Origin of the sequence: Actinoplanes sichuanensis (assembly GCF_033097365.1) — a bacterium.
Taxonomy (GTDB): domain Bacteria; phylum Actinomycetota; class Actinomycetes; order Mycobacteriales; family Micromonosporaceae; genus Actinoplanes; species Actinoplanes sichuanensis.
The window spans coordinates 1764112-1784489 of the sequence record NZ_AP028461.1 but is presented as its reverse complement, the minus strand read 5'-3'; the positions used below and the strand labels follow the sequence as shown (position 1 = coordinate 1784489).

The following is a 20378-nucleotide window of genomic DNA, read 5'->3' as shown; positions in this document are numbered from 1 at the left end:
TCAGGCCCCACCGGCAGCCGGCGGGCGGTCGGGGAGCAGCAGCAGGATCGCGAGCAGCAGCATCGCGGCCAGCGCGACCACGTTGCCGATGCGGTCGGCGGGCGGGAAGACGCCCAGGTGGAAGACGTGCCAGAGGAAGTGCTCAGCGGTGAAGACGGTCCAGGCGCCGCCGGTCACCCGCAGCGCGGCCGGGGTCGGGCGGCGCAACGCCCAGACGCTCAGCACCAGTAGGGCCAGGAACAGCCCGCCCACGTCGCGGGTCAGGTGCTCGTTGTACGGGCCGAGCGCCGACACCCAGTGCCGACCGGGGAGCGGGAAGTCGTCGTAGAAGGACAGCGGGAAGGCCGCCGCCCACACGCCGAGGACCGCCGCCGAGACGGCCAGGGCGGCGGCGATCAGGCGCTTGGTGAAGATCGTGATGCTCATGGCACAGGGACGAACCGGCCCGACGGTACGTGACAGCCCCGGCGGTTGTTACCGACCGTGAAACGACCGGTAACCGGAAGCGACATCGACGAGAACCGGGATCTACGCTGGTCGGATGATCGACGGCCGGCGCCCGACCCGGCGCGGTGACCTGCCGCCGGCCGAGTCGCGCCGGCCCCGTGACTCGGCCGGTGCGGTGCTGCGTGCCGTTCTCGACCACGGGCCGATCGCCCGCAGTTCGGTGGCCCGCGTGACCCGGCTGTCGGCGGCGTCGGTGTCCGGGGTGGTCGGGTCGCTGATGGAGCGCGGGCTGGTGCGCGAGGTGCCGGAGGCGGCCGGACCACCGGGGATCGGGCGGCCGCACGTGCCGCTGGATCTGGCGGCCGACGGCCCGGCGGTGATCGGCGTGCACATCGCGGTTCCGCGGATCACGGTGTCCCTGATGGATCTGCGCGGCCGGATCGTCGCGCAGATCCAGGAGCCGCACGGCAGCACCGATCCGGTGAGCGTGATCGGGGCCGTCGCGGCCCGGGTCGCGGCGATCCGGCGGCGGCCCGGAGCCCGGGGGCGGATCCTCGGGCTGGGTGTGGCGACCGGCGGCTGGGTGGACTCCCCCAACGGCACGATCGTCGAGCATCCGGCGCTCGGTTGGCGGGACGTGCCGGTCGCGGCGGCGCTGGGCGAGGCGACCGGGCTGCCGGTGCGGGCGGACAGCAACTCACGGGCGCTGCTGCGTGGAGAGCTGCTGTTCGGCCGGGTCGCCGGCCGGGCCCGGGAGAGCGCCGTGCACCTGTTCGCGGGCAACGTGGTGGATGTGGCGTTCGCGACCGGTGGGATCGTCCACCAGGGTCCGCGGTCGGCGTCGGGGGCGGTGGCGCATCTGCCGGTGGAGGGCTGCCGGGAGGCGTGCTCGTGCGGGCGGGTCGGCTGTCTGCAGGCGGCGGTGTCGGAGCGGGTGCTGATCCGGCGGGCGATGGCCGACGGCCTGATCGACCGGCCGGAGATCCCGGCGCTGGTGGCGGCGGCCGCGGCGGGGAGTACGGGCGCCGTCGAGCTGCTGCTGGAACGAGCCCGGCTGGTGGGCCGGGCGGCGGCGCTGCTGCTGGACCTGTTCGACCCGGAGGTGCTGATCGTCGCCGAGGCGGGCGCGAACCAGCTGCCCGAGTCACTGGCGACGCTGCGGGCCGAGATCGCGGCGTGGTCGTCGGCGGGTGCCGTCGTGGAGCGGGTGGTGTGCCCGTCGAGTTTTCCCGGCGCGGTGCTCGGGGTGTCCGGTGGCGCGGTCGCTCTCGACCAGATCTACGCGTCTCCGCTCGATCTCCAGGCGCGCCTCAAAGCGTCCTGAACTGCGCGTATTTAATTCATCACGATGCATGCTTGCCTTCTAATCCTAGCTGCATAGTATGAATTAAGCCGCAGGACGGGAGCCCACCATGACCATCACTGTCTCCGCCGAAGCCGACCTCTTCCGCAAGGCCTTCCGGCGCCACGCCGCCGGGGTCGCGGTCGTCACCGCCGACGCGGGCCGCGGCGCCGCCGGTGTCACCGTCACCTCGCTGGCCTCACTGTCCGCCGAGCCGCCGCTGCTCTCGTTCAGCGTCCTGGCCACCGCCTCGGCCTGGCCGCATCTGCGCGACGCCGGGACCGCCGTGGTGCACCTGCTGGGCGCCGGACACACCGAGCTGGCCCGCACGTTCGCGACCAGCGGCATCGACCGGTTCGGCGCGCCCACCCGCTGGCGGCGGCTGCCGACCGGCGAGCCGGTGCTGGACGGCGCCGCGGCCTGGCTGCGCGTCGTCATCGAGCACCGGCATCCGGCGGGCGCCGCACACCTGGTCATCGGCCGGGTCGAGGAGATCAAGCTGGCCGATCTCAGTGCCCCGCTGCTGTACCACGACGGCGCTTTCCACACCCTCTGACGCCCCCGAAAAGAAGGAAAAATCATGATCAAATACCATAGGGGTACGGCGATGGCCGCGCTGGCCGCCGCCCTCGCGCTCGCCGCCGGGTGTTCGGAGGAGCAGGCCGTCACGAAACTCGACCTGGCCGCCGCACTGCCGGATCAGGTACCGGGCGGCACCGTGCTGCGCCTCGGCGACCCGCAGATCCAGGCCATCGTGGGCGCGGCCGGGCTGGAGAAGGACCTGTCCGCCGCGGGTGTGCAGATCGAGTGGGCCAACATCAGCGGCGGTCCGCAGAGCATCCAGGCGTTCCGGGCCGACAAACTGGACTGCAGCTCGGTGGCCGACATCCCGTCGCTGTTCGCGGCGTGGACCGGCACCTCCACGAAGATCGTGTTCCAGTCGGTCACCGTCGACCCGCTCGAGCACCCGATCTACAAGCTGGGCGTCGCTCCCGGGGTGAGCGTCTCGTCGCCGGCCGACCTGCGCGGGAAGAAGATCGCCTACAGCGCCGGGCAGGCACAGGGTGCCCTGGTCCTGCGGGTACTGCAGAAGGCCGGGCTGTCCCAGTCCGACGTCCAGCTGGTCGAGCTGACCAGCACCGGCGACTCGTATGTGACCGCGCTCGGCAGCAAGGCGGTCGACGTCGCCCCGATCGGCGCGCAGAACATCAAGCTGTACGAGGCCAAGTACCCGGGCGCGAGCTCGATCTTCACCGGCATCCGCGACGACGCGGCCACCCTGTACTGCCTCACCTCGGCGGTCGAGGACGCGAACAAGGCGGCCGCGCTGAAGGCGTACGTCGCGGTGCGGACCCGGGCCCTGCTCTGGGCCAACGACCACCAGGCCGAGTACGCGAAGGCGTACTACCAGGACACCCAGGGGCTCAGTGAGGCCGACGCGAGGGCGGTCGTCGAGATCAGCGGCACCAAGGGCATCCCGGCGAACTGGGACGCCGCCATCACCCGCCTGCAGGAGACCGCCGACCTGCTCGCCACCGAACAGAGACACGACAGGCTGGACGTGCACACGCTCGTCGACCGTCGCTTCGAGAAGGTGCAGGCGGATGCCGCGGGCGCCCAGGTCGTGAGCGGTGACGCGGCATGACCACGACAGTCCACCCCGTCGCACCGGCGGCCGAGCGGTCCCGGGCGGACTCGCGGGTCGTACGCCGCAGATTGGGTCCCGGCCGCCGGATCCGTTTCGCCTTCTGGATCGGCCCGGTCCTGGCCCTGGCCGTCTGGGCGGCCGGTTCCGCGTCCGGCGTGATCAAACCGGCGATCCTGTCCGCGCCGTGGGACGTGGTGATCGCCTTCGAGGACCAGTGGGTCCACCACGACCTGCTCGGCAACATCCTGTCGTCGCTGGAACGCTCGGCGATCGGCCTGACCCTCGGTGTGGTCACCGGCGCGGTGCTGGCGGTCGTCTCCGGCCTGTCCCGCTTCGGTGAGTCGCTGATCGACGGCCCGATCCAGATCAAGCGGTCGGTGCCGACGCTCGCGGTGATCCCGCTGTTCATCGCCTGGTTCGGCATCGGCCAGGAAATGAAGATCATCACGATCGCGCTGATCAGCCTGGTCCCGATCTACATCCACACGCACAACGGGCTGCGCAGTATCGACGGCCGGTACGCGGAGCTGGCCGAGACCATCGGGATCAGCCGCGGCGAGTTCGTCCGGCACGTGGTCCTGCCCGGCGCGTTGCCCGGGTTCCTGCTCGGCATGCGGTTCGCGGTCACGTCGTCGCTGCTCGGGCTGGTCGTCGTCGAGCAGTACAACGCGGTCGCCGGCATCGGCCACATGATCACCCTGGCCGAGCAGTACGGCCAGACCGACGTGATCGTGGTCGGCCTGGTCATCTACGGCGTCTTCGGCTACTGCGCCGACAGCGCCGTCCGTCTCACCGCGAGGAGGGTGCTGTCGTGGCGGCAGACGCTGGAGGGCTGACCACCGAACCCGCGGTCCGGGTCCGCAACCTGCACCGCAGCTTCAACAAAGACGGTGGGGTCCTCAACGGACTCGACCTGGACATCGCCCCGGGTGAGTTCGTGGCCCTGATCGGGCGGTCCGGGACCGGCAAGAGCACCCTGCTGCGGGCGCTGGCCGGGCTCGATCGGGACGTCGACGGGTACGGCCGGATCGAGGTGCCGCCGTCGGTGTCGGTGGTGTTCCAGGACTCCCGGCTGCTGCCCTGGAAACGGATCCTCGACAACGTGGTGTTCGGGCTGCGGGGCGCGGACGCCGGTGACCGTGGGCGGCAGGCGTTGGCCGAGGTGGGACTGGCCGGGCGGGAGCGCGCGTGGCCGTACCAACTCTCCGGGGGTGAGCAACAGCGAGCCGCCCTGGCGCGCTCGCTGGTCCGCGAACCGCAACTGCTGCTCGCCGACGAGCCGTTCGGCGCGCTGGACGCCCTCACCCGGATCCGCATGCACGCCCTGCTGCGCAAGCTATGCGAGACCCACCGCCCGGCGGTGCTGCTGGTCACCCACGACGTGGACGAGGCGATCGTGCTCGCCGACCGGGTGATCCTGCTCGACGCCGGTGTGGTCGACACCGACGTGCGGGTGGAGCTGGCGAACCGGAACCGATCCGACGCCGGGTTCGCGCGGCTGCGCAGCCTGCTGCTGGACCGGTTGGGGGTCACCGCCGATGAGTAGGACCCCGCATCTCCCGCCGTGCCTCGCCGATACCTTGGAGCTGATCACACCGTGACCCGGCAACTGCACTTCAACCTGTTCCTGCACGACACCGGGCACCACGAGGCGTCCTGGCGGCTACCCGAGTCGGATCCGCACGCCAACCTGTCGCTCGCGGCCCATCAGCACCTGGCCCGGGTGGCCGAGGACGCCAGGTTCGACTCGGTGTTCCTGGCCGACAGCCCGGTGCTGTGGAGTGACCCCGGCCGCCGCCCGGCCGGGAAACTGGAACCGACCCTGCTGCTGGCCTCGCTGGCCGCGACCACCACCCGGATCGGGCTGATCGCGACCGCGTCCACGTCGTACAACGAGCCGTACAACCTGGCCCGCCGGTTCGCCTCGCTGGATCACCTGTCCGGCGGTCGGGCCGGTTGGAACATCGTCACCACCGCGGGTGAGGCGGCCGCCCGCAACTTCGGCCTCGACGAGCAGCCCCGACACCGGACGCGCTACCAGCGGGCCGACGAGTTCCTCGAGGTGTCCACGAAACTGTGGGACAGCTGGGCCGACGACGCGGTGATCGCCGACAAGGTGGCCGGGGTGCACGCGGTCCGCGACCGGGTCCGCGCGATCGGTCACCGCGGCGAGTTCTTCCAGGTCGACGGACCGCTCAACGTGCCCCGCTCCCCGCAGGGCCATCCGCTGCTGGTGCAGGCCGGGTCGTCGGAGAACGGTAAGGAGTTCGCCGCCAGATGGGCCGAGGCGATCTTCGTGGCGCAGCCGACGCTGGCCGAGAGCCAGGCCTTCTACGCCGATCTGAAACGCCGGGTGGTGGCGGCCGGACGCAACCCGGACCATGTGGTCGTCCTGCCCGGCATCGTGCCGGTCATCGGCGACACACCGGCCGAGGCACGGGAACTGGAGGCCGAACTGGAACGGCTGATCGCGCCCGAGTTCGCGGTGGCCACCCTGGCCGACGTGCTCGGGGTCGACCCGGCACGGCTCGCGCTGGATCAGCCGCTGCCGGTCGACCTGCCGCGGGAGGACGAGCTCGAGGGTCACAAGAGCCGCCGCACCCTGATCGTCGACTGGGCCCGGCGTGACAACCTGACGGTCCGCCAGCTGATCGGCAGGCTCGGCGGCGGCCGTGGGCACCGCACCTTCACCGGCACACCCGTCCAGGTCGCCGACACCATCCAGCACTATTTCGAGAACGGCGCGGCCGACGGCTTCAACATCATGCCCGCGGTGCTGCCGTCCGGCATCGAGGCGTTCGCCGCCGAGGTGGTGCCGATCCTGCAGGAGCGTGGCCTGTTCCGCACCGAGTACACCGGCCGCACGCTGCGCGAACACTACGGCCTGCCGCGGCCCGCGAACCGCCTGCTCGCCCTCCAGGAGGCATGATGACCCGAACCTTCCTGTGGTACATCCCGAACACCGTCGAGCCGGGGCATCGCGGGGACGACACGGCCGCCGGATACGGAACCCTCGACCACAGTGTCGACCTGGCCCGCACCGCCGAGGAGCACGGCTGGGCGGGCGCGCTGATCGGCACCGGCTGGGGACGGCCCGACACGTTCACCGTGGCCACCGCGATCGCCGCGCGGACCCGCACGTTCCGGCCGCTCGCGGCGATCCGTCCGGGCTACTGGCAGCCGGCGCACTTCGCGAGCGCGGCGGCCACCCTCGACCACCTCAGCGGCGGGCGGCTGCTGATCAACATCGTCAGCGGGCGGGACGACCTCGCCGCCTACGGCGACCTCGAGGGCGATCAGGCGCAGCGGTACGCACGGACGCGCGAGTTCATGCGGCTGGTGCGACGGCTGTGGACCGAGGAGAACGTGACGTACCAGGGCGACTACTTCCGGGTGACCGGCTCGACCGTGGCGCTCCGGCCGTACCACGGTGGTCCCCGCCTCTATTTCGGTGGCGCCTCCCCCGCCGCCGAGAGGGTCGCGGCGACCGAGGCCGACGTGCAGTTGTTCTGGGGTGAGCCGCTCGACGGCATCGCCGAGCGTGTCGACCGACTGCGCGGGCTGACCGACGAGCTGGACCGGGATCTGCCGCCGCTGGAGTTCGGGCTGCGGATCACCACGCTGGTGCGTGACACGCGCGAGGAGGCGTGGCGCGACGCCGAGGCGAAGGTCGCCGAGATGGCCGGGCAGCACGTCACCGATCCGCTGCGCCGGCCGGCGGTCGGCCAGCAGCGGCTGCTCGACCTGGCCGAACGCGGCGACGTCCTGGACACGTGTCTCTACACCGCCCCCGGGCGGTACGGCGGTGGCGGCGCCGGCACGACCTGGCTGGTCGGTTCGGCCGACGATGTGGCGGCGGCCCTGCGGCGCTACGCCGATCTGGGGATCAGCCATTTCGTGTTGTCCGACACGCCGTACCGGCGGGAGACCGCCCGGGTCGGTGACGCGCTGATCGGACGCCTCCGCGAATCAGTACCTATAGGCTGAAAAGGTGGTAAGCGGTTCCCGGTTGTACGTCATCGTCTGGCTCACACTGGTCACCGTGCTGGCGATGCTGTCGGCCGCGACACCGCCCCGGATGCTCACCTTCGGCATGCTCGCCCTCGGCCCGGCGCTCGCCGCGGTCTCGGCCGGCCCGGGCGCGGTCCTCGCGATCGGCGCCTCGAGGAGATCGTCGGCGGCGACTTCAGCCGGATCCTGCCGCCGGAACGACGTGACCTGCTCGACCGTTCACTGGCCGAGCTGGCCGCCGGTCGGCGGTTGCACCTCGACGAGGTCCGGCGGATCCGTCGCGACGGCAGCTCGGTGACCGTGTCGATGGCGGTGGCGCCGATCCGTGACGCCACCGGTGCGATCGTCGCCGTCGCCGCCACCGAGCGTGACGTCACCGAGAAGCAGCGACGGATCCGTGCCGAACGGATGGAAAGCCTCGGCCAGCTCGCCGGTGGAGTCGCGCACGACTTCAACAACCTGCTGGCGATCATCGTCAACTACGCCGACATGATGGCCGACGAGGTCACCCCGGCCGGCGCCCGCGACCTGACCCGCATCCGCGACGCCGCCGACCGCGCCGGGACCTCGTCATCAACGCCCGCGACGCGATGCCGGACGGCGGCGACGTGATCATCGAGACCGATCTGGTGGAGACGTTCGGCCGGCTCACCGTGCGCGACACCGGCACCGGCATGACCGCCGAGGTCAAGGAGCGGCTGTTCGAACCGTTCTTCACCACGAAACCGGTGGATCGGGGCACCGGGCTCGGGCTCTCCACGGTCTACGGCATCGTCACCGACGCGGGTGGGCAGATCAGCGTCGAATCGGCGCCCGGCGCGGGCACCACGTTCGTGATCATGCTGCCGGCGCTCTCGCGGGTGACGCTTGGCGCGGGTAGGTCATCATGAACTCGTGCGCCTGATCCTCAACGTCCTCTGGTTCATCTTCGGCAGCGGCTTCCTGCTCGCGATCGGCTACGGCTTCGCGGCTCTCATCTGTTTCGCCCTCATCGTGACCATCCCGTTCGGTGTCGCGTCGATGCGCCTCGCGGTGTACTCGCTGTGGCCCTTCGGCCGGACCATCGTCGACCGCCGGGACGCCGGTGTCGGCTCCGGCATCGCCAACATCCTCTGGCTCGTCCTGTTCGGCTGGTGGATCGCCCTGGCCCACATCACCGCGGGCGTCGCCCAGTGCGTGACGATCATCGGCATCCCGTTCGGCATCGCCAACTTCAAGCTCGTCCCGGCCGCCCTGTGGCCCCTCGGCCGGGAGATCGTCGACCTCGACTGAGGGTAGGTATTCTGGGGCGGTGACCGTGCGCCCACACCCGACAGTCCGGGGGGCGTTCGCGGTCGTGGTCATGGCGGTGCTCCTGCTGGCGGCCAGTTCGCTGTTCTCGGCGGCCGCCCCGCATCACCGGGGTGGCGCGCCGACGGCTGTGGCCAGTGCTGATCAGCAGCACGGGGCCGCGGTCGTCGCCGAGGACGAGCATCAGCACGGCAACGACTGGACTCCGCGGCTCAATCAGCGGGCCCGGAGTGTGACGGTGGCGGCCGTGCCGTACCACCGCGGTGAAGTCGATCTTCTGATTCCCGCCTCGGCGGTGCCCGGTGTGGTGCTGAGTCGGCTGGGTGTGCTGCGGGTGTAGGAGACGGGTCCGTCCGCCCGCCACTCCCCCCCGTTGCGCCTGCCGATCAGGAAGACCGACCATCGTGCACCCTCGACCCCCTCGGCGTACCTCCCATTCCTACGGCACACCGCGAGACCGGCTCGTCTACGACCGATGGGGCCGTTCCGGCCGGCCGGTCGTGCTGCTGCACGGGCTCCACTACGACCGCACCATGTGGTGGCCGATGGCCGCCGAGCTCGCCGACGACATCACCGCCGTGGCCGTCGACCTGCCCGGGCACGGCGAGTCGGCGGCGCGCGACCACTGTGACGTCGACGATCTGGCCCACGACCTGGCGATGCTCGTGCACCGGCTGGACCTGCGGCGCGCCCCGATCCTGATCGCGCACGCCGAGGCGGCCTACCTGTCCGAGCGGTTCGCGGCCCGGTACAGCACGCAGCGGGTGGTCACGGTCGGCAGCGCCGGGCCGGCGCCCCTGGACGACGTTCCGGAGGTGTATCGGCAGTTCGCCGTACCCCGTCGGGATCCGGCCCTGGCCACCGCCTACCGTGACTGGCTCACCGAGGCCCTCCCCCGGTCGACCCACCTGGGCGCCGAGGCCTTCCCGCATCTGCGGGACCCGGCCGGGTTCGCGGCGATCCTGCACACGCTGCGCTGAGCGGGTCAGTCGTCGACGCGGAAGCCGAGCTTGACCAGCACCTGGTAGTGGGCGACCTCGCCGTCGACGACCTGACCGCGGATCTCCTTCGCCTCGAACCACTCGATGTTGCGGACCGTGGCGGAGGCCTTCCGCACGGCGGTCCGGATGGCGTCATCGACGCTTTCCGGGCTGCTGCCGACCACTTCGGTGAGCCGGTACACGTGGTGCGTCACGACGATCCCCTCACTCTTTCGGTATATGTCCGGTTCCGACCCTATGCCAGATCGAGGAAGGCCCGCAGGAGTGCCGACTCACCACCGGCCGGCCACACCGTCGCCCACCGCACCGGCGGGAGGTCGGGCATCGGCACCAGGACGACGTCGGGGCGCGGGGAGAAGCGGGCCGCCTGCTCGCCGACCGGGAAGACACCCCGCCCGGCGGCGACCAGGGCCAGCGCCTCCGGGAAGGTGCCCGCCTCCGGCCCGCGCCGCATCGAGCCCGCCGGTGGCCGGTAGATCCGGGACTCCTCGACGGCGCCGTCGCGCAGCCGGATCACCGGATGGTTGATCAGCACGTCCCGGGTGACCTCGGCCCGGGCGGCGAGCGGATGGCCGCGGGCGACCGCCAGCACCCACGGCTCGGCGAGGAGCACCGGGCCGACCCGCATGCCGTCCACCGGTGGGGCGGTGATGAGGAAGTCCAGGCCGTGGGCGGCGTCGGCGATGCGCGTCTCGTGCACGTGGACCGTACAACCGGGATGCCTGTCGTTGAACGTCGCGACCGCACCCAGCAGCAGCCGCCCGGCGACCGCGCCGGCGAACCCGGCCCGCAGGGTGCCCCGGATCCCGCGGCTCGCCTCGACGGCCCGGCGCACGGCGGCCTCGATCCCGGCCACGTGCGGGGCGAGGTCGCCGACGAGCCGCGCGCCGACCGGGGTGAGCCCGACGACCCGGCTGTTGCGGACGAACAGGCTCGCCCCGATCCGGCGTTCCAGGCGCTGGATGATCCGGGTGACGCGGGCGCTGGGCAGGTGCAGGCGTTCCGCGGTACGCCCCACGTGCAGCTGTTCGGCGAGGGTCAGCAGTACCTCGATCTCGTTGCGGTCGAGCACGTCGGTCCCGCCGCCGCCGGTGGCCGGCCGCATCAGATCAGGCCGGCCTGACGTGCGGCGATCACGGCTTCCCGGCGGCGGCCGACACCGTACTTGCGATAGATCGACCGCATGTGGGCCTTCACCGTGTTGACCGAGATGCCGAGGTTGGCGGCGATCTCGGCGGCGGTCAGCACGGTCGGCAGGTACTGGAGCACGTCGACCTCACGCTCACTGAGCGGCCCGGCCGCGGGCACCCCCGGCAGCACCGGGATCTCGCCGGTGATCTCGGCGAGCACCGTGCCGCCACCACCGGCCGGTCCGCGCAGCTCGGTCAGCCACTGCCGGCGCTCGGCCAGGACCAGCACCCGCTGGGCGTCGTAGGTGCGGAACGGGCGGCGGATCCGCTCCGGTTCGGCGATCGCGAGCGCGCGGGCCAGCGCCTCGCTCGCCACCGAGCTGCGGCCCTGGGCGTCGGCGGCGAGCGCGGTGAGGATCCAGGCGCCGACCGCGGAGACCCGGTCGGAGCCCGCCCGGACCCGGCCGAGCAGCGTCTCGGCGGCGGCCTGGTTTCCGGTGGCCTGGTAGGCGCGGGCCAGACAGAGTTGTTCCGCGGGCAGCAGCCCGGCCCGGGCCCGGTAGCGGGCCAGCACCACGCCGGAGTCGCCGAGCATCAGCCGGATCTCCGCGTCGGCCAGGGCGAGCAGCCGGTTGAGCAGGGGCGCGGACACCGGCGGGCCGATCTCGGCGGCGATCCGGGACAGTACGGCCCCGGCCGCGGCCGTCTCCCCCCGGTCGGTGAGCAGGCGGACCCGGACCAGCCCGGCCAGCACCGACTGGGCCACCTCGGGTCGCTCGCCGATCGCGTGCAGCGCCCCGCGCAGCTGTTCCTCGGCCTCGGCGTCGCGGCCACGCTCCGACTCCACCAGCGCCCGGGCCAGATACGCCGGGCCCATCGCCATCCGGTACTGCACGTCGAGCCGCCGGGCGACCTGGTCGGCCGCGTCGGCGTGCCGCTCCGACTCGCGCAACGCACCCTGCACGAAGGCGAGTTGGGCCAGCAGCGCCAGCGAGTTGATCTCGAAGAGCGGCACGTCGGCGGTGCGGGCGGAACTGGTGGCGGCCCACAGGTAGCGGTCGGCATGGTCGAGGCGGCCGGTCCAGAGCAGTCCGGCGCCCTTGCAGTTGAGCATCATGGCCCGGTACTGGGTCAGTGCCGGCAACTCGTCGAAGGTACGCCGGGCCAGGTCGTTCAGCGTGGCGGTGCTGGTCTCGACCAGGTGGTTCATGTCGCCGCGCCAGCGCACCACCGAGGTGGCCCGGAGCACGGCGAGCGCCGCGCCGACCTCGGTGCGGGCCGCCTCGTCACGGCCGGCGAGCAACGCCTCGGCGGTGGCCACGGCACGGGGCATGGCCGCGTGGTCGCCGTGCGCGTAGACCAGGACCGCCCCGCAGACGGCCAGTTCGGCCGAGTCGGACAGCCGCTCCAGCGGGATGCGGCGGAGCGCCTCGACGAACTGGGGGCGGTCGGCCGAGGTGAACAGGGGCAGGCCGCGGCGGACGGCGTACCGCGCGGTCATGTCCCAATCGCCGGATTCCGCGGCGTGCGTGATCGCGGTGAGCACGCTGCCGTTCTTCACGTGCCAGGCGGCCGTGGCGCGGTGTAGCCGCGCCGGCTCGGCGGGCCGGCGCCGGGCCAGGCGTCGGCGCAGCGCCGACCGGAACAGCGGGTGGTAGCGGAACCAGCGGTCGTCACCGCAGCGTTCCACGAACAGGTTGCGCTGGACCAGGTGTTCCAGCATCCGGTGGCCGTCGTGGTCACCGGTGAGCGCGTCGGCGAGATGCCCGCAGATCCGGTTCGGGATGCTGGTCCGCATCAGGAACTCCCGGGCCCGGTCGTCCAGGCCGGGCAGCACCTCACGGATCAGGTACTCCTCGACGATCTCGTCGGCCGCGGCCGGATCCGGAGTGTCCAGGATCAGCCGGAGCCCGGCCGGCCAGCCCTCGGTCCGGCGGACCACCTCGGCCAGATCGTGCCGGCTCATCGTGCGGCCGCGAGTCTGGAGCAGCTCGGCCGCCTCGTCCAACTGGAAACCGAGGTCGGCCGACCCGATCTCGGTGAGGTCGCCACTGATCCGCAGCCGGTGCAGCGCGAGGTCCGGTCGGCGGCGGCTGATCAGCACGAACCGCAGCCGCTCGGAACGGCGGTGGACCAGGCCGGCGAGGATGCCGAGGACCCGCTGGTCGGTGATCGCCTGAAGATCGTCGAGGATCAGCACGCCCGGTTCGTCATGCAGGGCCAGATCCAGATCGGCCTGGAAGTGGTCCGGGTCGTTGTGCCGCGCGTCCAGGGTCAGCCATCCGGCCGCCCGTTCGGCCGCCCAGGTGGCGGCCGATGCGGTCTTGCCCCAGCCCGGCCCGGCGCAGATCAGCGTGACCGCCCGCTGGACCCCGGTGTCCAGTGCCGCGATCAGCCGGGCACGCCGGCTCGCGCCCGCCGGCAGACTCGGTAACGGCGCCACGACGCGCCGGTCCGTCTGTTCTCTCATGAAGCCCCCCAGACCCCCGCACAGGTGATCGACGATCTTCCCTGCCCCCGGGCCACACCGAATCACAGTGCGCGCATGGGCGGCAACCGCCGGTATTCGCGCGTTTCGCCGAAGAAGCTCGTTTCCCCTGCGTGCAAGTTGCAGATGCGGCGCACAGTTCATCCGCCACGGATGAGGGCGCGACCTCCGCCGGAACGGACCGGATCACTCGGCAGGGATGACGCGCACCCGGTCCGGCCTGGCCATTCTGGGAGTGCCATGTCCCGACGGCACGCTGGAGGAGGCCCACCTTGGCCGAGACGACACCACCGGCGCCGCCGGATCTGGCCGCTGCATACGAACAGGCGAAGCTCGAGATCAACCGGCTCCGGCGCCGCCTCGACGCCGAGGGGATGCTCCGACCCTGGCAGGTCGAGCTGCTCAAACTCCAGCAGCATCTGGAGGCGCAGAACCTGCGGATGATCGTGCTCTTCGAGGGGCGCGACGCGTCCGGCAAGGGCGGGGCCATCCGCCGGGTCGCGCGCTACATGAACGAGCGACACTGCCGGGTGGTCGCGCTCGGCCGGCCCACCGCCGAACAACGTTCACAGTGGTATTTCCAGCGCTACGTGGCCGCGTTCCCGACCGGCGGCGAGCTCGTCCTGTTCGACCGGAGCTGGTACAACCGCGCGATGGTGGAGCGGGTCTTCGACTTCTGCACCGCCGACGAGTACCACAACTTCCTGCGCGGCGTCACCGGCTTCGAAAAGGACCTGACCAGGCAGGGAACCATCCTGGTCAAGCTCTACTTCAGCGTCACCAGGGCGGAGCAGGCCCGGCGGTTCGAGCGGCGCCGCACCGATCCGCTGCGCCAGTGGAAACTCAGCGAGATCGATCTCCAGGCTCAGGATCGATGGGACGACTTCACCAACTTCAAATACGAGATGCTCAGACGTACGGATACCCGCCCCGCCCCGTGGGTGATCATCCGGTCCAACGACAAGCAACTCGCGCGACTGAACACGATGAAGGTCATCCTCGGCGCGGTCGACTACAAGGACCGCTCGGCCGACCTGGACTTCACCCCCGACCCACGGATCGTCGTGGCAGGCGTCGACGAGGTGGCACTGATGGAGGCCGAACGGCGTCGTCTCGGCCGGTTCACCGGGTAGCCCGGCCGGCCTTCTCCGCCGCGGCGGCCGCGCAGCGGCCGTGGCGGCGTACCGCTCTGAGCAGCACCGCCGCGCCGGGTTGATCATGCGACGCCACCACCATGGTGTTAGGTTAGGCATTCCTTACCCCGTGAAGTGGAGTTCCCCTCGCATGCGCGCCACCCGATTCCTCGCCGGGATCATCGCCGTAACCACCGCTCTCGCGCTCACCGCTTGCGGTGAGTCCGCCGACGACAAGGCCGCACCGGCTTCGTCGGGCGCCGCCTCGGCCGCGTTCCCGGTCACCATCACCCACGCGTTCGGCAGCACCACCATCGAGAAGAAGCCCGAGCGGGTCGCCACCGTCAACTGGGCCAACCACGAGGTGCCGCTGGCCCTTGGCATCGTCCCGGTCGGTTACGCCAAGGCCAACTTCGGCGACGAGGACGGCGACGGTCTGCTCCCCTGGGACGCCGCCAAGCTCAAGGAACTCGGCGCGTCGACCCCGGTGCTGTTCGACGAGACCGACGGCATCGACTTCGAAGGTGTCGCCAACACCAAGCCCGACGTCATCCTGGCCGCCTACTCCGGGCTCACCCAGCAGGACTACGACACCCTCAGCAAGATCGCACCGGTCGTCGCGTACCCGAAGACCGCCTGGTCGACGTCGTGGCGCGAGAGCATCCGACTGGAGAGCAAAGCGCTCGGCCTGGCCACCGAGGGTGACGCGCTGATCGCCACCATCGAGAAGCAGATGACGGACGAGGCCGCGCGTTACCCGAAGCTGGCCGGCAAGTCGGTGATGTTCCTGACCCACATCGACCCGACCGACCTCAGCAAGATCAGCTTCTACACGACGCACGACACCCGCGCCCAGTTCTTCACCGACCTCGGCATGAAGCACCCGGCCAGCATCGAGAAGGCGTCCGCCACCACCTCGGAGTTCAGTCTCACGCAGAGCGCCGAGCAGGTGCAGAACCTCAGCGACGTCGACATCATCGTCACCTACGGCGACGCCGAGGGCACCATGCTGGGCGCCCTGCAGAAGGACCCGCTGCTGTCGAAGGTCCCGGCCATCGCCCGCGGCTCGTTCGTGTCGCTGCCCGGCAGCACCCCGGTCGCCACCGCCGCCAACCCGACGCCGCTGGCCGTCTCGTTCGTGCTCAAGGACTACGTCGACCTGCTCGGCAAGGCCGCCGACAAGCTCTGATGACGCAGACGGAAATCCCGTCCGGGCCGGACGTCGCCACCGTGCGGCGCCCGGCCCGGGTGCGCCTGGCCTGGCTCCTCGTCGTCGTCGCGCTGCTGCTCCTGGTGATGCTCGCCTCGGTCGCCTTCGGCTCCCGCATCGTCGGCTGGGCCGACATCACCGCCGCGTTCGGCGGGACCGACGAGACGCTCAACCAGGCGGCGGTGGTCAAACGCATCCCGCGTACGGTCCTCGCCGTGCTCGTCGGCGCCGCCCTCGCCCTGTCCGGCGCGGTCATGCAGGGCGTCACCCGCAATCCGCTCGCCGACCCGGGCATCCTCGGCGTCAACATGGGCGCCATGCTGGCGATCGCGGTCGCCATGGTGACGTTCGGCCTGACCACCGCCACCCAGTACATCTGGGTCGCGATCGCCGGGGCCGCCGTCTCCACCCTGTTCGTCTACGGGGTCGGGTCGCTCGGCCGCGGCGGCGCCACCCCACTCAAGATCGCTCTCGCCGGCGCGGCCACCTCGGCCGCGCTCGCCTCCCTGGTCGTCGCGGTGGTGCTGCCGCGCGGCGACATCGCCGAGAACTTCCAGTCCTGGCAGGTCGGCGGAGTCGGCGGCGTCGGCTGGGAGAGCATCACCACGGTCCTGCCGTTCCTGACCGCCGGGCTGATCGTCTGCCTGCTCTGCGCCCGCCCGCTGAACTCGCTGGCCCTCGGCGACGAACTCGCGGCCGGCCTCGGTGAACGGGTCGCCCTGATCCGCGGGGTCGCGGCCCTCGGCGCGGTCGTCCTGTGCGGCGCGGCCACCGCGGTCGCCGGGCCGATCGCGTTCGTCGGGCTGATCGTCCCGCACATGTGCCGGCTGCTCGTCGGGCTCGACCATCGGTGGCTGCTGCCGTACGTCGCCCTGGCCGGTGCCGCCCTGCTGACCGCCGCCGACGTGCTCGGCCGTGTCGTGAACCGGCCCGACGAGATCGCCGCCGGCATCATCACCGCGCTGGTCGGGGCGCCGTTCTTCATCTACATCGTCCGCCGTCAGAAAGTACGTGAGCTGTGAGCACCACGACCCTCGAGGCCGTCACCCGCGGCCGGGTCCGGCGGGCGCGACGGCGGCAGGCGGTGCTGACCGTTCTGGCCGTGGCGGTGTCCGCGATCTTCGCCGTATCGCTGATGGTCGGCCAGACCTTCTACCCACCCGCCGACGTGCTCGCCGTCATCCTCGGCGAGACGGTGCCCGGCGCGTCGTTCACGGTCGGGGAACTGCGCCTGCCCCGGGCCGTGCTCGCTCTGCTCACCGGCCTGTGTTTCGGGCTCGGCGGGGTGACCTTCCAAACGATGCTCCGCAATCCGCTGGCCAGCCCCGACATCATCGGCATCAGCTCGGCGGCGGGAGCGGCGGCCTCGTTCGGCATCATCGTGCTCGACCTCAGCGACGGCGAGGTCTCGGTCTTCGCGATCGTCGCCGCACTCGGGGTGGCCATCGTCATCTACGTCCTGTCGTTCAAGGACGGCGTGGCCGGAACCCGGCTCGTCCTGATCGGCATCGGCATCGCGGCCATGCTCAACAGCGCCACGTCCTACATCCTCGACCAGGCCGGGCAGTGGGATCTCCAGGCGGCCACCCGGTGGCTCAACGGCAGTCTCAACGGGTCCACCTGGGACGAGGTCGTCCCGGTCCTGTTCGCACTGGCCGTCTTCGGGCCGGTGCTCCTCGGCCAGGGCCGCAACCTGACCATGCTCCAACTGGGTGACGACACGGCGGCGGCCCTCGGCACCCGGCTGGAACGAACCCGCCTGATCGCCATCGTCGCCGCGGTCGGTCTGATCGCCTTCGCCACGTCGGCCACCGGCCCGATCGCGTTCGTGGCCTTCCTGGCCGGACCGATCGCCGCCCGTCTGGTCGGGCCGGGCGGCTCGTTCCTCCTGCCGGCAGCCCTGGTCGGGGCCCTGCTCGTCCTGGCGGCGGACTTCCTGGGGCAGTTCGCTTTCGACACCCGCTTTCCGGTCGGGGTCATCACCGGGGTGCTCGGCGCCCCGTACCTGATCTTCCTTTTGATCCGCACCAACCGCGCCGGCGGCTCCCTGTGAACGTGCTCCTCTCCGCCGCGGGTCGCCCTTTCACCTACCGGGCTGTTCCCTCCCACCGGCCGAGCATCGCCTTCACTCGCCGACCCGTGCCTTCTGGCTGGTCGACCGCCCTGCTCACTCGCCGACCCCAACCTTCCGGCCAGTCGACCGCCCTGCTCACTCGCCGACCCCAACCTTCCGGCCAGTCGACCGCCCTGCTCACTCGCCGACCCCAACCTTCCGGCCAGTCGACCGCCCTGCTCACTCGCCGCCCCCGATCCCCAGGTCGGTCGGCCGCTCTATTCACTCGCCGGGCCACGTCGCCCGCCGCGGCGGCCTCGTCGGAGGTCGCCCGCACCGAATCCGCCGGAGGCCTCCTGTGACCAGCGACCACACGCTCACGGTGGAGCGCCTGACGGTCGGATACGCCGATCGTCAGGTCATCGAGTCCCTCGACCTGCTCGTACCGCCCGGCCGCATCACCGCCATCGTCGGCGCGAACGCCTGCGGCAAGTCGACGCTGCTCCGCTCGATGTCACGGCTGCTCGCACCACGCGCCGGCCACGTCCTCCTGGACGGCCGTGAGGTCCACCGGATGCCGGCCAAGGAACTCGCACGCACTCTCGGCCTGCTCCCCCAGTCACCCATCGCCCCCGAAGGCATCACCGTCGCCGACCTGGTCGGCCGCGGCCGTAACCCACACCAGCGACTCCTGTCCCGCTGGAGCCGCGACGACGACCGGGCGGTGGCGGCGGCCCTCGACGCCACCCACACCGCCGACCTGGCCGACCGCTCCGTCGACGAACTCTCCGGCGGACAGCGCCAGCGCGTGTGGATCGCGATGGCTCTCGCTCAGCAAACCGATGTGCTGCTACTCGACGAGCCCACCACCTTCCTCGACGTCAGCCACCAGATCGAGGTCCTCGACCTGCTCACCGACCTGAACACCAACCGTGGCACCACGATCGTGATGGTCCTGCACGACCTGAACATGGCGGCCCGCTACGCGGACCACCTGATCGCGCTGGCCGGCGGAGGCCTGCACGCGGCGGGCACGCCGGGCGAGGTCCTGACCGAGGCTTGCGTACGGGCGGTCTTCGGCCTGGACAGTCGGGTGATCACGGACCCCGTCTCCGGCAAGCCCCTGATGCTCCCGATCGGCCGCCACCACGTCCATCCGGCTCGGGCTTGACCCACTCGCACGTCCAGCGGTCCGACCTGCTGGCAGGTCCCCGGTCCCACCTGTGCCACCTCCAACGGTCCGACCTGCTGGCAGATCCCCGGTCCCACCTGTGCCGCCTCCAGCGGTCCGACCTGCTTTTACGTCCATTCGGGCTGACCCGCTCGCACGTCCACTCGGGCTGACCTGCCCGCATGTCCTTCGGTCCCGGCTCGATCTGTCCCCCCTCTCGGTCCGCTCCGGCCACTCATCCGTACCCCTCCTCGCCTGATCAATCGCGCTTCGCGCCCGGCACAGCATCGGCCGCCGGTGTGGCGGCACGGCCGGCGGATCGCCGGACAATGCCTCCATGAGCATCGAAGTGATCGATTACGACCCGGCGTGGCCGGACATGGCGGCTGCCGCGATCACCGAGCTGCGCCCGGTGCTGCACGGCGTCGTGGCCGCGATCGAGCACATCGGCTCGACGGCCGTCCCCGGTTTGGCGGCCAAGCCGACGATCGACCTGATGGCCGCCGCGGCCGACTTCGACGAGGTGGACCGGCGCGCGCCCGCATTGGCCGAGCTCGGCTATCAGCGGCACGCCAACGGCATGACCGACCGCCTGCTCTACGTGCGCTTCGCGCGGGGCCGGCGGACCCACATCCTGCACGTGGTGGCCGAGGACAGCTGGCCGACCCGCAATCAGCGAATCCTGCGTGACTATCTGCGAGCCCATCCGCGGGAGGCCGCACGATACGCCGAATTGAAGCGGAACCTGGCGAAGGCGGGCACGCATCCCGGCGACTACGCACGAGCGAAGACCGCGCTCATCCAGGAACTGACCGATCGGGCCCGCGCCGAACGCGGCCTGCCCTCGCTGCCGGTCCGGGAGAAGGAACAGCGCTGAGCTGGGTATACATCATGTTTATACATGGTGTGTATAGTAGCGCACATGTCAGTCACCTTCGCCTTGCTGGGTCTGTTGGAAAACGGGCCACGCCACGGCTACGACCTGAAGCGCACCTATGACGACACCTTCGGCCGTGACCGGGCACTGCACTACGGGCAGGTCTACTCGACCATGGCCCGGCTGCTGAAGAACGGCCTGGTCGAGGTCGAGTCCGAGCCGGGCGACGGCCCCGACCGCAAGCGTTACGCGATCACCCATGCCGGCGTCACCGACGTGGCGGAGTGGATCGGCCGTCCGGAGAAGCCGGAGCCGTATCTGCAGAGCACCCTCTACACCAAGGTCGTGCTGGCCCTACTGACCGGCCGCGACGCCAACGAGGTGCTCGACTCCCAGCGGGCCGAGCACCTGCGGATGATGCGGGAGCTGACCCGGCGTAAAAGCGACGGCGACCTCGCCGACGAGCTGATCTGCGATCACGCCCTGTTCCACCTCGAGGCCGACCTGCGCTGGCTGGAGCTGACCGCCGCCCGCCTGGACCGTCTGGCCGCCCGCGTCCGCCCGTGAATCCCCAGGG

The 20378-nt window shown here is 71.2% G+C and carries 24 protein-coding genes; 20 read left to right on the top strand and 4 right to left on the bottom strand.

Annotated elements, in window-relative coordinates:
- A complete protein-coding gene (locus tag Q0Z83_RS07745) occupies window positions 1-426 on the bottom strand; it encodes a hypothetical protein (RefSeq protein WP_317793122.1) in 426 nt (141 codons plus the stop codon).
- 115 nt (window positions 427-541) lie between these two features.
- Here Q0Z83_RS07745 and Q0Z83_RS07740 point away from each other — a divergent pair, with 115 nt between their 5' ends.
- From Q0Z83_RS07740 to Q0Z83_RS07680, 13 genes are all read left to right on the top strand, one after another.
- Window positions 542-1771 (top strand): ROK family transcriptional regulator, encoded by a 1230-nt coding sequence (locus Q0Z83_RS07740; RefSeq protein ID WP_317793121.1) that lies wholly within the window; start codon window positions 542-544, stop codon window positions 1769-1771.
- 88 nt (window positions 1772-1859) lie between these two features.
- Window positions 1860-2345, top strand: a complete 486-nt coding sequence (locus tag Q0Z83_RS07735) for a flavin reductase family protein (RefSeq protein WP_317793120.1) — start codon at window positions 1860-1862, stop codon at window positions 2343-2345.
- 24 nt (window positions 2346-2369) lie between these two features.
- Window positions 2370-3434, top strand: a complete 1065-nt coding sequence (locus Q0Z83_RS07730; protein ID WP_317793119.1) for an ABC transporter substrate-binding protein — start codon at window positions 2370-2372, stop codon at window positions 3432-3434.
- Window positions 3431-4273: an ABC transporter permease gene (locus Q0Z83_RS07725; RefSeq protein ID WP_317793118.1), complete on the top strand. Its 843-nt coding sequence runs from the start codon at window positions 3431-3433 to the stop codon at window positions 4271-4273. Before Q0Z83_RS07730 ends, Q0Z83_RS07725 begins: the two co-directional genes overlap by 4 nt.
- Window positions 4249-4983 (top strand): ABC transporter ATP-binding protein, encoded by a 735-nt coding sequence (locus Q0Z83_RS07720; RefSeq protein WP_317793117.1) that lies wholly within the window; start codon window positions 4249-4251, stop codon window positions 4981-4983. Before Q0Z83_RS07725 ends, Q0Z83_RS07720 begins: the two co-directional genes overlap by 25 nt.
- A gap of 51 nt (window positions 4984-5034) precedes the next feature.
- The gene (locus Q0Z83_RS07715) at window positions 5035-6366 is read left to right on the top strand and encodes an LLM class flavin-dependent oxidoreductase (protein WP_317793116.1); all 1332 of its coding nucleotides are present in this window, start codon (window positions 5035-5037) and stop codon (window positions 6364-6366) included.
- Window positions 6366-7424, top strand: coding sequence for an LLM class flavin-dependent oxidoreductase (locus Q0Z83_RS07710; RefSeq protein WP_317793115.1), 1059 nt, complete (start codon window positions 6366-6368; stop codon window positions 7422-7424). The genes Q0Z83_RS07715 and Q0Z83_RS07710 overlap by 1 nt, the downstream gene beginning before the upstream one ends.
- A 4-nt stretch (window positions 7425-7428) precedes the next feature.
- Window positions 7429-7746, top strand: coding sequence for a hypothetical protein (locus Q0Z83_RS07705; RefSeq protein ID WP_317793114.1), 318 nt, complete (start codon window positions 7429-7431; stop codon window positions 7744-7746).
- A complete protein-coding gene (locus Q0Z83_RS07700) occupies window positions 7632-8060 on the top strand; it encodes a PAS domain S-box protein (protein ID WP_317797050.1) in 429 nt (142 codons plus the stop codon). The genes Q0Z83_RS07705 and Q0Z83_RS07700 overlap by 115 nt, the downstream gene beginning before the upstream one ends.
- A complete protein-coding gene (locus Q0Z83_RS07695) occupies window positions 8057-8338 on the top strand; it encodes a sensor histidine kinase (protein ID WP_317793113.1) in 282 nt (93 codons plus the stop codon). The genes Q0Z83_RS07700 and Q0Z83_RS07695 overlap by 4 nt, the downstream gene beginning before the upstream one ends.
- A complete protein-coding gene (locus Q0Z83_RS07690) occupies window positions 8316-8720 on the top strand; it encodes a YccF domain-containing protein (RefSeq protein WP_317793112.1) in 405 nt (134 codons plus the stop codon). The genes Q0Z83_RS07695 and Q0Z83_RS07690 overlap by 23 nt, the downstream gene beginning before the upstream one ends.
- A 19-nt stretch (window positions 8721-8739) precedes the next feature.
- Window positions 8740-9078: a hypothetical protein gene (locus tag Q0Z83_RS07685; protein WP_317793111.1), complete on the top strand. Its 339-nt coding sequence runs from the start codon at window positions 8740-8742 to the stop codon at window positions 9076-9078.
- 64 nt (window positions 9079-9142) lie between these two features.
- Window positions 9143-9718: an alpha/beta fold hydrolase gene (locus Q0Z83_RS07680; RefSeq protein ID WP_317793110.1), complete on the top strand. Its 576-nt coding sequence runs from the start codon at window positions 9143-9145 to the stop codon at window positions 9716-9718.
- A gap of 5 nt (window positions 9719-9723) precedes the next feature.
- Here Q0Z83_RS07680 and Q0Z83_RS07675 read toward each other — a convergent pair whose 3' ends face one another.
- From Q0Z83_RS07675 to Q0Z83_RS07665, 3 genes are read right to left on the bottom strand one after another with little or no spacing between them, the layout of a single operon-like run.
- A complete protein-coding gene (locus tag Q0Z83_RS07675; protein WP_317793109.1) occupies window positions 9724-9933 on the bottom strand; it encodes a dodecin in 210 nt (69 codons plus the stop codon).
- Between the two features lie 41 nt (window positions 9934-9974).
- On the bottom strand, window positions 9975-10844 hold the full coding sequence (locus Q0Z83_RS07670; RefSeq protein ID WP_317793108.1) for a LysR family transcriptional regulator: 870 nt from the start codon (window positions 10842-10844) through the stop codon (window positions 9975-9977).
- Window positions 10844-13339: a LuxR C-terminal-related transcriptional regulator gene (locus Q0Z83_RS07665; protein WP_317793106.1), complete on the bottom strand. Its 2496-nt coding sequence runs from the start codon at window positions 13337-13339 to the stop codon at window positions 10844-10846. The genes Q0Z83_RS07670 and Q0Z83_RS07665 overlap by 1 nt, the downstream gene beginning before the upstream one ends.
- A gap of 290 nt (window positions 13340-13629) precedes the next feature.
- Here Q0Z83_RS07665 and ppk2 point away from each other — a divergent pair, with 290 nt between their 5' ends.
- The 7 genes from ppk2 to Q0Z83_RS07630 all read left to right on the top strand — a co-directional run bounded on the left by ppk2 (window position 13630) and on the right by Q0Z83_RS07630 (window position 20368).
- Entirely contained in the window at window positions 13630-14490 is an 861-nt protein-coding gene (gene ppk2, locus Q0Z83_RS07660) for a polyphosphate kinase 2 (RefSeq protein ID WP_317793105.1), read from the top strand.
- Between the two features lie 151 nt (window positions 14491-14641).
- Window positions 14642-15679, top strand: a complete 1038-nt coding sequence (locus Q0Z83_RS07655; protein WP_317793104.1) for an iron-siderophore ABC transporter substrate-binding protein — start codon at window positions 14642-14644, stop codon at window positions 15677-15679.
- Window positions 15679-16722, top strand: a complete 1044-nt coding sequence (locus tag Q0Z83_RS07650) for a FecCD family ABC transporter permease (RefSeq protein ID WP_317793103.1) — start codon at window positions 15679-15681, stop codon at window positions 16720-16722. The genes Q0Z83_RS07655 and Q0Z83_RS07650 overlap by 1 nt, the downstream gene beginning before the upstream one ends.
- Window positions 16719-17753, top strand: coding sequence for a FecCD family ABC transporter permease (locus tag Q0Z83_RS07645; RefSeq protein ID WP_317793102.1), 1035 nt, complete (start codon window positions 16719-16721; stop codon window positions 17751-17753). The genes Q0Z83_RS07650 and Q0Z83_RS07645 overlap by 4 nt, the downstream gene beginning before the upstream one ends.
- A 358-nt stretch (window positions 17754-18111) precedes the next feature.
- On the top strand, window positions 18112-18924 hold the full coding sequence (locus Q0Z83_RS07640; protein ID WP_317793101.1) for an ABC transporter ATP-binding protein: 813 nt from the start codon (window positions 18112-18114) through the stop codon (window positions 18922-18924).
- Between the two features lie 337 nt (window positions 18925-19261).
- Entirely contained in the window at window positions 19262-19801 is a 540-nt protein-coding gene (locus tag Q0Z83_RS07635; RefSeq protein WP_317793100.1) for a GrpB family protein, read from the top strand.
- A gap of 45 nt (window positions 19802-19846) precedes the next feature.
- A complete protein-coding gene (locus Q0Z83_RS07630; RefSeq protein ID WP_317793099.1) occupies window positions 19847-20368 on the top strand; it encodes a PadR family transcriptional regulator in 522 nt (173 codons plus the stop codon).
- Window positions 20369-20378: the final 10 nt, after the last annotated feature.

Bases quoted from the DNA above. Each gene is read 5' to 3' on its own strand.
- Q0Z83_RS07745 (WP_317793122.1), bottom strand. From the start codon at position 426: ATGAGCATCACGATCTTCACCAAGCGCCTGATCGCCGCCGCCCTGGCC.
- Q0Z83_RS07740 (WP_317793121.1), top strand. From the start codon at position 542: ATGATCGACGGCCGGCGCCCGACCCGGCGCGGTGACCTGCCGCCGGCC.
- Q0Z83_RS07735 (WP_317793120.1), top strand. From the start codon at position 1,860: ATGACCATCACTGTCTCCGCCGAAGCCGACCTCTTCCGCAAGGCCTTC.
- Q0Z83_RS07730 (WP_317793119.1), top strand. From the start codon at position 2,370: ATGATCAAATACCATAGGGGTACGGCGATGGCCGCGCTGGCCGCCGCC.
- Q0Z83_RS07725 (WP_317793118.1), top strand. From the start codon at position 3,431: ATGACCACGACAGTCCACCCCGTCGCACCGGCGGCCGAGCGGTCCCGG.
- Q0Z83_RS07710 (WP_317793115.1), top strand. From the start codon at position 6,366: ATGACCCGAACCTTCCTGTGGTACATCCCGAACACCGTCGAGCCGGGG.
- Q0Z83_RS07670 (WP_317793108.1), bottom strand. From the start codon at position 10,844: ATGCGGCCGGCCACCGGCGGCGGCGGGACCGACGTGCTCGACCGCAAC.
- Q0Z83_RS07665 (WP_317793106.1), bottom strand. From the start codon at position 13,339: ATGAGAGAACAGACGGACCGGCGCGTCGTGGCGCCGTTACCGAGTCTG.
- Q0Z83_RS07655 (WP_317793104.1), top strand. From the start codon at position 14,642: ATGCGCGCCACCCGATTCCTCGCCGGGATCATCGCCGTAACCACCGCT.
- Q0Z83_RS07650 (WP_317793103.1), top strand. From the start codon at position 15,679: ATGACGCAGACGGAAATCCCGTCCGGGCCGGACGTCGCCACCGTGCGG.
- Q0Z83_RS07635 (WP_317793100.1), top strand. From the start codon at position 19,262: ATGAGCATCGAAGTGATCGATTACGACCCGGCGTGGCCGGACATGGCG.
- Q0Z83_RS07630 (WP_317793099.1), top strand. From the start codon at position 19,847: ATGTCAGTCACCTTCGCCTTGCTGGGTCTGTTGGAAAACGGGCCACGC.